Source organism: Flavivirga abyssicola (genome assembly GCF_030540775.2).
Taxonomy (GTDB): domain Bacteria; phylum Bacteroidota; class Bacteroidia; order Flavobacteriales; family Flavobacteriaceae; genus Flavivirga; species Flavivirga abyssicola.
Window position 1 is genome coordinate 2020584 of the sequence record NZ_CP141266.1, and the last position, 13964, is coordinate 2034547.

Here is a 13964-nt window from a genome sequence, read left to right on the forward strand (position 1 = left end):
ATTTATAAAAAAATAGACAAAAATTCAGTTGTTTTAATTAGGTTTCGACTGCGCTCAACCTGACATTTGAATATAATTAACTGATTTTCATTTAAATAAAACTAAAGTTGTATCGAACTCACCTTAATATAAAAATGTATGTGCAATAGTATAAGAACAATAGCAAAAGTAACTAATGGAGAACTTTCAATATGTGAACAATGTAATGTCTATCATGTTGAGTTTAATAATATTTATTTTGAATTTACTCCAAATGAGTTTGATCATTTTAAAGACTATCTTTTAAACATCGAGTTAGATTATTGGGAAGAAAGATATTCTTGCGCAAAAGTTAAAAGAAAAATCCCTATTCCGTCAATGCAAAAAAACCTGGTTTTAATGTTCAATAGACAAGAAATAAAAGAATTGAAATTACTTTTTTGTGGAGAAGAATGTAGTTTTGAAAATGTGTTACATGCTAACGATATAGATTATAAATTGATTTTAAACTAATTAAAGCATGGACGATATAAACACGATTTACTATAATGATTTTGGAATCGCTTTCCACTGGAAAAGATGTGCTGTTAAAGATTTTAAGAAGATTCAATTAGTCTTTAGAGACACAGGGTTATTACTAACGTCCAATGAATTGATGAAATTCTCTAAAAACATTGATAAATCATTAAACAGTAATTGTTCATGTGTAGACTGTATGGAATATAAAACGTGTAAACCAATATTGGTAGAAGCTCCAAATCCGCAAACGACTTTCGCTATGACTTACACAGAAATAAAGGACATACAAGATTTAGTAAAAGGAACTTTATTTCAAATGGGATTAAATAAAATACTTAATGATAATACAATTAAATAGCTTAAACTTTACCTGTTTCTATGGTATCCTCTTCCTCATTTTCATCAGAATCTAAAATGTTTGGAAGGATCATAGGTACCAAAGATTTTACGGGGTTATAGAATACAGAAGCTTCTAAATCGTCTTCATTTGCAAACGGTATTGCACTATTCATTTTATCAAAAATGATTAAAACTACACTTAAAATCAATGCAATTTTAAGGCCTCCAAAAATGCCTCCAAGAAGCTTATTTATAATGCCCAGAGCAGCAAAATTTGCTAATTTAGTTAGTGCTTTTCCAGCAAGAGCAATTGCTAAAACAATGATTACAAAAGTTATTATAAAGGCAGCAATATTAATGGTTTTTTCATTCCAATCTACTTTACTTTCTAAAAATCCACCAGCAAAATTGCTAAAATGTATCGCGCCATAAACTCCGGCGATTAAGGCAACCAAAGAGGCAACTTCAACAAAAAGCCCCTTCATAAAACCACGAATAAGTCCGAATAAAATTAAAGCTCCTAAAACAATGTCTATAATACCCATGATTAATTAGAATTTAAACAAATATAAAATAATAGTCACACTTAGGTTTATTAACTTTGCCTCTTTGTAAATTATTATGTCTAGAGACGAACAATTAAAAGAACGTTGGCAATTGGTAGTAAAAAAACTATCCGATCAATTTGCAGATGGCGAAGCCTTAGACCTTGATGCTATTATCTATTTAATAGGTGTTCAGGAACTCGGTCAACTGGATAGGAACTTTAAAAAAGATCAGAAATTAGATCTTATGCATATTGCAATCTGTAAGCTGCTGATGCCCTATGGGTATTACGAACTTGATTTTGTAGATGAAGAAGGGTGGCCACATTATAAAACCCTGGAAGTATTACCTCATTTAAAAGCAGGAGAACAAAGTGTTTTAATGAAAGAAGCTATCGTGAACTATTTTTTAGAAACTGAATATATTAGTTAGTTTTTAGTCGTTACTTTTAAGAAAACAAAAAATTAAGGGTTTCACAAAAAATTAAATTGAGGATAAGTTTGCCTTAAGTGAAGTCTAAGGCTGAATCCTTAATGCAGATCTCGATAAATTGATTAAATTTGCATTCATTTTTGAAATGACACCATGATAGATAAAATAAAAGAACTCATTGCTGAAGCTGAAGCCTTTAAAACGCAATCTAAAGAAGAAGTAGAAGCCTTTCGTATAAAATATTTAGGTAAAAAGGGATTGTTAAATGACTTTTTTGCGGAGTTTAAAAATGTGGCAAACGATCAGAAAAAAGAGTTTGGTCAAACTATTAATAAGCTTAAAAAGACAGCTGAAGATAAGGTAAATGCCTTAAAAGATGAGCTTGAAAGCAAAGAAGAAGTAAAAGGTGTTTATGGTGATTTATCACGTCCGGGCGAGCCTGTTCAGATTGGTGCACGGCACCCCATTTCGATTGTGAAAAATCAAATTATAGATATCTTTTCTCGTATCGGTTTTAATGTTAGTGAAGGTCCGGAAATAGAAGATGATTGGCATAATTTTACAGCCTTAAACTTACCAGAGTATCATCCAGCACGTGATATGCAGGATACGTTTTTTATTCAAACAGATCCAGATATTTTATTACGTACACATACAAGTTCTGTGCAAGTGCGTTATATGGAAAATAATAAACCACCAATTCGTACTATTTCTCCCGGTAGAGTTTATAGAAATGAAGCCATATCTGCACGATCACACTGTTTTTTCCATCAAGTAGAAGGCTTGTATATAGATAAAGATGTGAGTTTTGCAGATTTAAAACAAACCCTTCAGCATTTCACTACTGAAATGTTTGGAAAATCTAAAATACGATTACGTCCATCGTACTTTCCTTTTACAGAACCAAGCGCAGAAATAGATGTGTATTGGGGATTAGAAACTGAAACAGATTATAAAATTACCAAGGGCACAGGCTGGTTGGAAATTGGGGGCTGTGGTATGGTAGATCCTAATGTTTTAGAAAACTGCAAAATAGACCCAACAGAATACTCTGGGTTTGCATTTGGAGTAGGTATAGATCGTATAGCGATGTTATTACATCAAATAGGGGATATTCGTTTATTGAGCGAGAATGATGTTAGATTTTTAGAACAGTTTAAATCAGCTTTATAATTTTGTCATTCCCGAGAAGGTAGAAATCTTAGGAAAAGAAACGTGATTATTATAAAGTGGGTTCCTGTTGAAGTTTACCTTGAGCGTAGACGAAAGGCAGTAATAACAAGAAATGAAAAAAGACATCCAAATTCCTAAAGTTGAAGGCGTTTACATAGCCATTGTAAATGAATACAATGACATTTATAAAACTCAAGATTGGAATGCTTATATAATCAATGATAAAGACATTGATCTAGAAATGATTCTTATTGTTACCAGTGGGTATTCTGAGAATAAAACAACTTCGATATTCAGAAAGAAACTAGATAAACTTCCAAAAAAAAGTTATGCAAAAATAGAGCTGATGCAAGAAGAATTATTCGCTCTCAATAACACGTTTAAAGTCTCTTTTTTTGAAGGTAATACTATGTTTGACAAAACTTATTTATTTAGAAAGAATACCATTAATTTAAAAGCATTACAACCAGTGCCTTTAATAGGTGTAAAAGGAGTTTTGGCGAAATAAAGAAACCATATATTCTCTACAAACTCGCAACAGCACTTAGAAGAATTTGCAAATGTTTTGGTTTGAGATTTTTTACAGTGTTTAGAATGATAGCATTATAAAAATAAAAAGCAAACCACGTTGTCATTCAGAAGAAGGAACGACTGAAGAATCTAAAGTCATTTTTATATTAAATAAATAATTATATTACTATGTAAACCTTTGTCTTTCATTGAATATGATAATTATGAGATCTTTCGCTGCACTCTGGATGACAGTAGTTTTAATCCAACTTTTCAGTTAATTTTTTAAACACTTTTTTAGGGTTCTTGTTTTCATATAAAATCTGGTGAACCGCATTAATAATTGGGAGCTGTGTCTTTTTAGTGTTTTTCTGATTAAGCAAATGAGCACTTTTTGTAGCATAGTAACCTTCGGCTACCATGTTCATTTCCATTTGAGCAGATTTTACAGTATAGCCCTTACCAATCATATTGCCAAACATGCGATTTCTGGAAAAAACCGAATAACCAGTTACTAATAAGTCGCCCAGATAAGCAGAGTTGTTAATGTTACGCTTCATTTTGTGCATTTTTTTAATAAAACGTTTCATTTCACGTATGGCATTACTCATTAACACACTTTGGAAGTTATCACCATAACCTAAACCGTGAGCAATTCCGGCGGCAATAGCATATATGTTTTTTAACATAACGGCGTATTCTACACCTATAATGTCATCACTTACCTTTGTTTTTATATAGTCACTAGATAATTTATTGGCAATCGTTTTTGCTTTTCCTGTATCCGAGCATGAGATAGTTAGATAAGATAAGCGCTCTAAAGCAACCTCTTCTGCGTGACAAGGGCCAGCAATAACTGCAATATTATCATAAGGAATATTGTAAGCATCATGAAAATGCTCGCCAACCAAAAGCCCTGTTTCGGGCATAATGCCTTTTACGGCAGATACTATGGTTTTATTAGAAATGTCAATATCTAATTTTTCTAACTCACCATGAATAAAAGCAGAAGGAATTACAAAAAATAAAACATCTGCATAAGCAGCTATTTCGTTAATGTCGTTACTGATTTTTAGTTGTTCTAAATGAAATTCAACCGAGCTTAAATAATTAGGGTTATGCTGCTCTTTTAATAAATGCTCTTTAGTGTAAACACTTCGCATATACCAACCAACTTCATCTAAATTTTCGCAAAGCATTTTCACAATAGCAGTAGCCCAACTTCCTGCTCCAAACACTGCATATTTTAAAGGTTTATTCATAAATAACTAATCATTTCCGGCTCAAAAATACACAAAATAATAATCATTACTCAGTCAAAAAAGATTAAGAAATTGTTTTTTGGCACGCGTTTTGAAAACATAAAAGTATAAAACTTAAAAATGTTTGATTATGAGGACAGTAAAATTACTTTTAAGCTTTGCTATAACAGCAACATTGTTTACATCGTGCTATACAGAAGTAAATATTGAAGACGAACTAGAACCTGGAATATCTATAAATCAATTATTAAATTCACATGAATTATGGTATGTTGATATTAATAGTACCAAAGGATTTGGTGAAACCCCTTTTTTACAAAAAGCATTTACAATATCTTTTAGAAATGGCGTGATATACGCAAATAACAATATCGTTGGATTGGGTGAAAATGGAAATGGTTTTGGTATCGATGTTGGAGAATATGATGCTTATGATATGGTTTTAGATGTTTCTCATGATATTGACGGATTTGAAACTTTTGATGTTTTTCAAATAGATAGCAATACAATTGAGTTTTATAATCCTAATAATGATACATCTTATTTTCTAGAAGGGTATCAACGTAGTAATTTTGATTACGATTTTGTTTTCTATGATAACATTCATTATTTCTTACAAGAATATGAAGCTTGGGAAAAGACGCATACGAGTGAGTTTGGAGCTATAAATGAATTTGATAACGAAAATTACTTACAGTTTTTAGCAGGAGGAAACGACTCAACATTCCAAAGTTCTCAAGATGAAAATGGAACTTCTACAAATAATCTTATATGGGATTATACAGGAATATACGGTGTAGGAGATGTTAACGGAGATATGTATTTAAAAACTTTAACATTAGATTATGATTTCTTCAACAATGAATACTTTGAATTGAGCGTTATAAATGATGGAAAGATAGAGTTGTTTCACCCATCGTCTGAAACAGTTTATGAATTTGAAGGTAGAGGTTATATACAATACCTGAAAAATGGAGATACAAAAGCAAAAGGAAAAACTACGGTTGATAAAAAGCGTAAGTTTAGAAAAAATAAAGTAGAAAACCCAAGAGAAAATACTAGGGTTAAATAAAAATTTTGGTTGGTTATTTAGTTTAGAAACCGTTTAAAGAACTATTCTTTAGGCGGTTTCTTTTTTTGTTCGATCTAAACGAATTTTTCCAAGGCTTGCAAGAGGTTTCCACCGAAATTATTCGTTTCAGGAAATTCTTTATTAAAAAAACATATAGTATGTGACTTCCTCTTTTTTTTAGTGTCTAAAAAGCATAAACCCTCAAAAAACATATTAAAAATTATGGGATTGTTTTCATTTATTAAAGATGCTGGTGCTAAAATATTTGGGATTGGTACAACAACTGAAGAAGATGCTGCCGAAGCAGCTGCAGAAGCACTTAAATTAGAAAAGGCTGCCGCCGAAAAACTTAAGGAAACAATTGTAGATTTACAATTACAAGTAGAAAATTTGGATATTTTTATCGATGATGATATTGCAATCATTAAAGGATTAGCTTACGATCAGGCTACTAAAGAAAAAGTAGTATTGGTTGTTGGAAACTCTAAAGGTATAGCTATTGTTGATGATCAAATGGAAGTTGAGGAAACAGAACCTGAGGCGCAATTCCACACTGTAATTAGTGGTGACACTTTAGGAAAAATTGCAAAGGAATTTTATAATGATGCTATGAAATACCCTGTTATTTTTGAAGCTAATAAACCAATGCTTTCAGACCCAGATAAAATTTACCCAGGACAGTTATTACGTATCCCAGTTCTGGACTAAGAATCTATTTAATAGCATAAATAGTTTTTATAGCCAACTAAATTTAGTTGGCTTTTTTATGTTTGCTCACCCCATCCTTAAATAATTGAACCGTGTAGCCCAGAAGTTCTGTGTCTACATGTTTAACGTGCTCAGGTATTATATAAATAAGTTTAGTGTAAATTTTCTTGTAACTAAGATTGTTAAATAAAGTTGTTTTTTATAAAATCAATCGCTTTAGAATAGACGAGTATTTCAAAACTATTTATAAAAGTTCATTTCATCCAAATACTCCCAAACGAATTCCGGAAGCATTGGTTTCACATTTTTACCAGCTTTAATCCCATGACGTATTAGTGTTGAAGATAATTCCATAATGGGAGCGTCGATGTGATGTATTTTTTTATGCCCTTCGAATTGCGTTTCTACCTTGTTTTCAGAAATGCGGGGGTAAACGTAAATATGGTGGTCTTCAAGAATTAACTTATAGTTTCTCCATTTATGAAAGCTCTTTAAATTGTCTTCACCCATTATTAAAGAGAATTCATTATCAGGATATTTTTCCTGTAAGTAAGCAAGCGTATTTATAGTGTAGTTTGGTTGTGGTAAGTTAAACTCTATATCGCTTGGTTTAAGTTTTATATAATCTTTTGTAGCTCGATATACCATTTCTAAGCGTTGGTAATTATCTAGTAAACTACGCTTTTTTTTGAATGGATTATGAGGAGTTACAACAAACCAAATTTGGTCCAGATCACTATATTCGGCTAAATGATTAGCAATAACTAAATGTCCAATATGAATAGGGTTAAAAGAACCAAAATATAGCCCAACTTTCATTCTGAATGTTTTAAGAGTTTAGAAAACCACTGACTAATTTATGTGCATTTTCAAGAGCGTTATCTAAATTGTCATTTACAACGATAACATCAAATAAAGGTGCTGTTGCTAATTCTGCCGATGCTTTTGCAACACGCATGTTTATTTTGTCTTCGCTTTCTGTTTTACGCTTTTTTAATCTAATTTTTAATTCGTCAATACTTGGTGGCTTTACAAAAATAGCTAAAGTTTCCTCTGGGAATTTTCGCTTTATACGCAAGCCTCCAGATACATCAATATCAAAAATAACATGTTTACCCATGGCCCAAATACGCTCTACTTCAGTTTTTAGAGTACCATAAAAATTATCGCGATAAACTTCTTCCCATTCTAAAAATTCATCATTTTTAATTTTGGATTTGAATTCTTTAGCTGATAAAAAATAATAATCTTTTGCATCTATTTCTTCTCCTCGTTTTTCTCGAGAAGTTGCCGATATTGAGAATTCTAAATTCAAATCTTTTATACCTAATAAATGTCTTACAATAGTTGTTTTTCCAGAACCTGAAGGTGCAGAAAATACTATGAGTTTACCTTTGTTCAATGTCAATGCGTTTTAACGTTTATTACAGTACGTTTAATAATTGTTCTTTAATTTTTTCAAGCTCATCTTTCATTTGAACCACTAATTGCTGCATTGGCGCATAATTACTTTTAGAGCCTATAGTGTTTATTTCTCTACCCATTTCCTGGCTAATAAACCCAAGTTTTTTCCCGTTAGAGTCTTTAGAATTTATACATTCTGTAAAGTAATTTAAGTGATTATTTAAACGTACTTTTTCTTCGGTAATATCAAATTTCTCTATGTAATAGACTAGCTCTTGCTCAAAGCGATTTTCATCATACTTTTCTTTTAAATCCTCCGCGCCTTTAAGTAATCGTTCGCGAACCCCTTCAACACGTTCTGGATCCATAGCAATAACCTCCTCAAGAATATTCCCAATGGCAACAATACGTTTATTAAAATCATGCTCAAGCACTTTTCCTTCATCTAACCTATGATCAATTAAATCATTTATGGCAGCATTTATTTGTGCTTCGATAGTCTTCCATTCATCATCATCAATTTCCTCGCGAACCGTATTTAAAGCATCTGGAAAACGAACAGCCATTTTAAGAAGTTCAATGGCGTCTCCATCGACTACATGTTTTAATTGTTCCATATATTGTTTAACAACAGGCGTATTTATTTGGGTGGATGTGTCTTCAGCAGTGGCTTCTACATAAATAGAAAAATCAACTTTACCTCTTTGTAATTTTGTAGCAAGAAGCTTTCGAATAGATAATTCCTTTTCTCTATAAATAGAAGGCATTCTTACATTTAAATCTAAATTTTTACTATTAAGAGATTTAAGTTCTATTGTTATTTTTTTTGTGGGTAATTGCAATACAGATTTTCCATAACCTGTCATTGAATATATCATAATGTACGTATTAAGTTTTGCAAAGGTAATTAAAACCAAAAGGATAGGAAATAGATAATAAGTACTTTAAGCTAATCTGTAGTTTTGTATTCTGGAATGGGTCATTTTAATACCTAAAGTTTTTTTGAATACCCCTAGAAAACCTACTAATCTCGGGGTATTCGCAAAAATGCTCTAAAAAGAGTTTGCATAGTGCTAACTGTCCTAAGAAAACACTACTTTTTTAAATCAATACTATTAATTGATTTGTATTGGCATATTGTTGTTTGAACTGTTAACTTGATAATTTAAGAACGTTCTTTAATGGTATATTCGTATTTGGTTTAGGTAAATTTTTTGGAATTTTTTAAGACTGCTAATAAATACAGAGCATCGAGGTGTTAGTTAAAATTCTTGTTTGTTATGTAGAAGTGTTTAGTATAGTTTTTCTTCTAAAATAAAACATTTATTCATTACCGAATTCAGTAATTATGTTGCTGAATAGAAGGTTCAAATTGCTATAAGCGTAACTGTTCTGAATGAGTGTAAAGCAAAAAAATCAAAGAAAAGAAACTAAGTAATCAAAAAATCCGTAAACAATTAAAAATCAATTGTATTACGGATTTTATATGTACTCAAGGTGGGAATCGAACCCACACTCCCGAAAGAACTGGATTTTGAATCCAGCGTGCTATGATTTTCGTTTTTGTTAATAATTCTGAAAATCAGATAATTACATTTTTTTTAAATCAAAGTTCACCAACGAAACCCAACGAAAAATACTATTTGTTGTACCTGAATTTTGTATCTTTGGTATAAATTAATTGATATGGCATCGAGCATAAAGGTAGTACTTCGTAAGAAACCAAACAAACAAGGCTTATTTCCGTTAGCAGTTCGGATTACAAAAAACCGTAAAACAACCTATCTTTATACGGGGCAATATATTGATGTTAAATATTGGGATGATGGTGAGCATAAGGTGCGTAAATCTCACTCGAATTCTAAACACCTTAATAACCTTCTTTTAAAAAAATTAGCCGAAGCAAACCAAACCTTAATTGATTTAGAAACTCAAAAAAATCAAGTTTCATCAAAGCAGATTAAAAAGGAAATTGTTGCGCCTTTAACAAAAACGAGCTTTAAAGAAATAGCTGACGAGTATCTAAATGAGTTGGAGAAAACAAATAAATTGCGCCGATTGTCATCTGATAAAGCCCGTGTTAATCACTTTACTCGTTTTGTCGATAATGATGCGTTAAGTTTTCAAGAAATTGACGAAGCATTATTGCGCCGTTTTTCACTTCATTTAAAGACTACACGGAAAATATCGCAGCGCTCTATTATTAATAACCTTATTGTTATCCGTACCCTTTATAATAGAGCCATTCGTTTAGGAATTGTAGACAGAAAACTTTATCCTTTTGGTTCGGACAAAATCCGTATCAAGTTTCCAGAAACTGAAAAAATTGGTCTCACCATTGATGAGATACAATCTATTGAAAAGCTCAATAATTTATCTAAACAAGAGCAATATGCCCGTAATGTATGGTTGTTTAGTTTTTATTTAGCAGGGATGCGCGTCGGTGATGTGTTGATGATAAAATGGAGTGATATTTACGATGGTCGTTTACATTACTGCATGGGTAAAAATGACAAACTTTTATCTCTTAAATTGCCAGAAAAAATTATCTCAATTTTGAAATTTTATGAAAGTGATAAACAATCTAGTGATGATTTTATTTTTTCAGAAATGAAAAAAGCAAACTTAAAAGAGCCAAAAGATATTTATAACAAAGTCAAAACAGCAACGAAGAAGTTTAATAAATATCTTGAGACAATTGCAGAAAAAGCAGAAATCAATAAAAAACTAACCATGCATATTGCACGTCACAGCTTTGGCAATATATCAGGCGATAAAATCCCAATTCAGATGCTTCAAAAGCTCTACCGTCATTCATCCATTACAACGACAATAAACTATCAAGCAAACTTCATGCATAAGGACACTGACGATGCTTTGGAAAAAGTAATTAATTTTTGATCGTCAGAATTGCCTGTAATTCTTAATAATTTACGATATTAGTAATTCGTTATTGTAATTAGAATTTATGGAAGTCGTTTGTATTCAAGAAGATGCATTTTATGCGTTGTTTGATAAGGTGATTGAACATGTAGAAAGTAAGCGTGTTGACCAACCCAGAAAATGGATTGATGGCGATGAAGCTATGTCCATTCTTAATATTTCTTCTAAAACAACGTTACAGAAATTACGAGATGAGGGGAAAATCCGTTTTTCTAAACCACAACCTCGCATCATTGTTTATGACCGTAATTCTATCAATGAATATCTAGAAAGTAAGGCTTATGAAACTTTTTAAACTATGGAAGAACAAACAAAAGTTGATAAAGATTATTTAGAAAGCTTTAACCAAGGCTATGAAGTTGCCAAAGAGTTAGGGTTAAAATCCGATGCTTTAGAGGGAATTAATGCAGGGAATAACCGTATACAGGCTATGAAAGACGGAATAGAGCAGTACAACAAGGAACAAACCTTAGAAAAAGACATTATCCCCCCTTTTGATATGGATAGTATTGATAAATCCTATATTGATATAAGCGACCCAAAAAAGGACAAAGATAAAGGGATGGATATGGATTTATAGCCCCAAAAAACATCCGTATTTGGGAAATAAATACGATATCTATAAGCCATAAAATAGTAATGAGCCGATTAATTTTGTTAATCGGCTCATTTTTTTATGTATTTTTGAGCCAATAATATGATATAATCGGCTCATGACCTATAATTGGCAACAAAAAGATTGGACAAAATTCAGCTACGATATAAGCAAGTTGGAAGAAAGGCTTTATGCTTTTGCTGAAAAGTCAGGACGTATTAGTGGTATTTTAAAAGCCATGTCAAAAGAAGACCATGTTCAAACGATGATAGATATTATGGTTGCCGAAGCGATTAAAACTTCAGAGATTGAAGGTGAGTATTTAAGCAGAATAGATGTGCTTTCTTCTATCCGTAATAATTTAGGACTGAACGTTAACCAAGAAACAGTAAAAGATAAAAACGCGGAGGGTATGGCAAGCCTTATAACAGATGTGCAAAATAGTTATGCCGATGCTCTAAATAAAGAAAAATTATTTGATTGGCATAAAATGATTTTCCCTATAACTTCAAATATTAATGTTGGAACATGGCGGACACATGAAGCTCCTATGCAAGTTGTGTCGGGAAGAATAGACAAACCAACTGTTCATTTTGAAGCTCCACCATCTAAGCAAATACCATTAGAAATGGACAATTTCATTAAATGGTTCAATGAGACTGCTCCCAATGGCTCCAAAATAATTAAATATGCACCTATACGCTCGGCGATATCACATCTTTATTTTGAAACCATCCATCCGTTTGAGGATGGTAATGGGCGTATTGGACGTGCCATTGCAGAAAAAGCATTATCACAGACTGTTGGTTACCCACTTCTTTTAAGTCTTTCAGCGACAATAGAAGCAAGAAAAAAAGACTACTACAATGCTTTAAAAACAGGACAAAGCAGTAATGAAATTACGCCTTGGCTGGAATATTTTATCGATATTATATTAAAGGCTCAGGATGAATCAGAATCCCTGATTGATTTCACATTGAAGAAAACCAAGTTATTTGATCGTTATCAAAGCCAATTAAATGATAGACAATTAAAAGCTGTTAAACGGATGCTTGAAGAAGGGCCAAAAGGATTTGAAGGAGGTATGACTGCAAAAAAATATATGAGAATTACCCAAACGTCTAAACCAACAGCAACAAGGGATTTACAAAAATTACAGAATTTAGGTGTGTTTAAAGTTGAGGGTGATGGACGTAGTACGTCTTATCAAATCAATTTTTTAGAATAATATCTGCCAGTACATCATTTTTATTCTTTCTGTCATGTTGTTTGCATGACAAAAATTGACCTCTTTAAAATCTCCGAAATTGAACTAACCTATAAGCGGAAAGTCAAAGCCGATGACCGTCCGAAAATTTAATCATCTCGAGATGCGTATCGATTGTTCCGTGAAAATTGGGATGATTTGGCTATCAACCTACAAGAAGAATTTAAAATACTTCTTCTTGACCGCAATAATCGCTGTATGGGGATTGTGCCAATTTCCAAAGGCGGTGTATCTGGTACATTGGTTGACCCGAAGTTTGTATTTGCCTCTGCGCTCAAAGCACGTGCTTGTAGCTTAGTGCTGGGTCATAATCATCCATCTTCCAATACAACACCAAGTCAAGCCGATAAAAATTTGACAGAAAAATTGATTGAAGGCGGCAAACTTTTAGATTTATCCATTCTCGACCATATTATTATAACAGATGATAGGTATGCATCATTTGCTGATTTAGGCTTAATGTAGTTATTTTTCTGAAAAATAAGTTTTAACAAAATCTTTTCGTTTTCTTATAGCAACAGGAATATTAGTATCGTCATTCATTGTTAATAAGCCAGTTCTTCTATTATAAGATTTCATTTGCTCAGTATTAATTAGATAAGATTTATGAGCTTTATAAAAATGAGTATCCTTTAATATTTCTGCATAGTGCTTTAATGTTTTTGAAATTATAATTTTTTTGTTATTAGCTAAGAAGAAATGAGAGTAGTTACTATCCGATTTAATAAATAGAATATCTTTTGATTCAATTTTAAAATAATCTTCAGATGTTGATAAATGAATAAATTTATATCCATTAGGATTTTTAAAATTATATTCAAGGCTTTTTAAACGTTCCAAATTTTCCTGTTGGCTAACTTTTTGACTCATTCTTAAAAGCGCATCTTGAAATTTTTCTGATGTTACAGGTTTTAAAAGAAAATGAAGTGCGCTATAGTCGAATGCTTTAACAGCATATTCATTATATCCAGTAGTGAAAATGACATTAAAATCTATATTTGGATAAAATACATTTAAATAGTCAAAGCCTGTTTTAGAGCCTAAGACAATATCTAAAAACACAAGTGAGGGTTGTTGTTGTTTCGTTATCGTAATGGCCTCATCAACTGTTTTAGCAGTGCCACAAATTGTATAATTATTATTGGGCTTTAAATGATTTGCAATGGTATTAATAGCATGCTGTTCGTCATCAATTATCAGTGTTTTTATCATAGA

General features: G+C 31.8%; 17 protein-coding genes and 1 pseudogene. 12 read left to right on the top strand and 6 right to left on the bottom strand.

The window, feature by feature from the left end; translation table 11 throughout:
* Positions 1–138: 138 nt before the first annotated feature.
* Positions 139–492: a DUF6686 family protein gene (locus Q4Q34_RS08470; RefSeq protein WP_303316829.1), complete on the top strand. Its 354-nt coding sequence runs from the start codon at positions 139–141 to the stop codon at positions 490–492.
* A gap of 7 nt (positions 493–499) precedes the next feature.
* The gene (locus Q4Q34_RS08475; protein ID WP_303316830.1) at positions 500–856 is read left to right on the top strand and encodes a hypothetical protein; all 357 of its coding nucleotides are present in this window, start codon (positions 500–502) and stop codon (positions 854–856) included.
* Position 857: 1 nt separating this feature from the next.
* Here the strand turns inward: Q4Q34_RS08475 and Q4Q34_RS08480 are convergent, their stop codons facing one another.
* Positions 858–1382: a CvpA family protein gene (locus Q4Q34_RS08480; protein ID WP_303316831.1), complete on the bottom strand. Its 525-nt coding sequence runs from the start codon at positions 1380–1382 to the stop codon at positions 858–860.
* Positions 1383–1458: 76 nt separating this feature from the next.
* On the opposite strand from Q4Q34_RS08480, the gene Q4Q34_RS08485 reads away from it, so the two are divergent.
* The 3 genes from Q4Q34_RS08485 (at position 1459) to Q4Q34_RS08495 (ending at position 3496) form a co-directional block, all read left to right on the top strand.
* Positions 1459–1815: a hypothetical protein gene (locus tag Q4Q34_RS08485; protein ID WP_303316832.1), complete on the top strand. Its 357-nt coding sequence runs from the start codon at positions 1459–1461 to the stop codon at positions 1813–1815.
* 153 nt (positions 1816–1968) lie between these two features.
* Positions 1969–2988, top strand: a complete 1020-nt coding sequence (gene pheS / locus Q4Q34_RS08490) for a phenylalanine--tRNA ligase subunit alpha (RefSeq protein ID WP_303316833.1) — start codon at positions 1969–1971, stop codon at positions 2986–2988.
* Positions 2989–3100: 112 nt separating this feature from the next.
* Positions 3101–3496, top strand: a complete 396-nt coding sequence (locus Q4Q34_RS08495) for a hypothetical protein (RefSeq protein ID WP_303316834.1) — start codon at positions 3101–3103, stop codon at positions 3494–3496.
* 262 nt (positions 3497–3758) lie between these two features.
* On the opposite strand, the gene Q4Q34_RS08500 is transcribed toward Q4Q34_RS08495, so the two are convergent.
* Positions 3759–4760 carry an NAD(P)H-dependent glycerol-3-phosphate dehydrogenase gene (locus tag Q4Q34_RS08500; protein WP_303316835.1) on the bottom strand — a complete coding sequence of 334 codons (1002 nt, stop codon included), beginning with the start codon at positions 4758–4760 and terminating at the stop codon, positions 3759–3761.
* A gap of 130 nt (positions 4761–4890) precedes the next feature.
* Between Q4Q34_RS08500 and Q4Q34_RS08505 the strand changes: the two genes are divergently transcribed.
* Positions 4891–5832: a nicotinic acid mononucleotide adenyltransferase gene (locus Q4Q34_RS08505; protein WP_303316836.1), complete on the top strand. Its 942-nt coding sequence runs from the start codon at positions 4891–4893 to the stop codon at positions 5830–5832.
* A 222-nt stretch (positions 5833–6054) separates the two neighbouring features.
* Positions 6055–6540: a peptidoglycan-binding protein LysM gene (gene lysM, locus Q4Q34_RS08510; RefSeq protein ID WP_303316837.1), complete on the top strand. Its 486-nt coding sequence runs from the start codon at positions 6055–6057 to the stop codon at positions 6538–6540.
* Between the two features lie 240 nt (positions 6541–6780).
* Here lysM and nadD read toward each other — a convergent pair whose 3' ends face one another.
* The 3 genes from nadD to Q4Q34_RS08525 are packed head-to-tail and all read right to left on the bottom strand — an operon-like array spanning position 6781 to position 8822.
* On the bottom strand, positions 6781–7359 hold the full coding sequence (gene nadD, locus Q4Q34_RS08515; protein ID WP_303316838.1) for a nicotinate (nicotinamide) nucleotide adenylyltransferase: 579 nt from the start codon (positions 7357–7359) through the stop codon (positions 6781–6783).
* Positions 7360–7369: 10 nt separating this feature from the next.
* Positions 7370–7942, bottom strand: coding sequence for a guanylate kinase (gene gmk / locus Q4Q34_RS08520; protein ID WP_303316839.1), 573 nt, complete (start codon positions 7940–7942; stop codon positions 7370–7372).
* 22 nt (positions 7943–7964) lie between these two features.
* Complete coding sequence (locus tag Q4Q34_RS08525) at positions 7965–8822, bottom strand: YicC/YloC family endoribonuclease (RefSeq protein WP_303316840.1); 858 nt, start codon at positions 8820–8822, stop codon at positions 7965–7967.
* A gap of 808 nt (positions 8823–9630) precedes the next feature.
* Between Q4Q34_RS08525 and Q4Q34_RS08530 the strand changes: the two genes are divergently transcribed.
* The 5 genes and pseudogenes from Q4Q34_RS08530 to Q4Q34_RS08550 form a co-directional block, all read left to right on the top strand.
* Positions 9631–10845 carry a site-specific integrase gene (locus Q4Q34_RS08530; protein WP_303316841.1) on the top strand — a complete coding sequence of 405 codons (1215 nt, stop codon included), beginning with the start codon at positions 9631–9633 and terminating at the stop codon, positions 10843–10845.
* A 67-nt stretch (positions 10846–10912) separates the two neighbouring features.
* On the top strand, positions 10913–11182 hold the full coding sequence (locus Q4Q34_RS08535) for a helix-turn-helix domain-containing protein (RefSeq protein WP_303316842.1): 270 nt from the start codon (positions 10913–10915) through the stop codon (positions 11180–11182).
* 3 nt (positions 11183–11185) lie between these two features.
* A complete protein-coding gene (locus Q4Q34_RS08540; RefSeq protein WP_303316843.1) occupies positions 11186–11467 on the top strand; it encodes a hypothetical protein in 282 nt (93 codons plus the stop codon).
* A gap of 133 nt (positions 11468–11600) precedes the next feature.
* Positions 11601–12710 carry a Fic family protein gene (locus Q4Q34_RS08545; protein ID WP_303316844.1) on the top strand — a complete coding sequence of 370 codons (1110 nt, stop codon included), beginning with the start codon at positions 11601–11603 and terminating at the stop codon, positions 12708–12710.
* Between the two features lie 144 nt (positions 12711–12854).
* A pseudogene (locus Q4Q34_RS08550) lies at positions 12855–13214 on the top strand (JAB domain-containing protein); the annotation flags it as partial.
* Here the strand turns inward: Q4Q34_RS08550 and Q4Q34_RS08555 are convergent.
* Positions 13215–13961: a LytR/AlgR family response regulator transcription factor gene (locus tag Q4Q34_RS08555; protein WP_303316845.1), complete on the bottom strand. Its 747-nt coding sequence runs from the start codon at positions 13959–13961 to the stop codon at positions 13215–13217.
* Between the last annotated feature and the right edge of the window lie 3 nt (positions 13962–13964).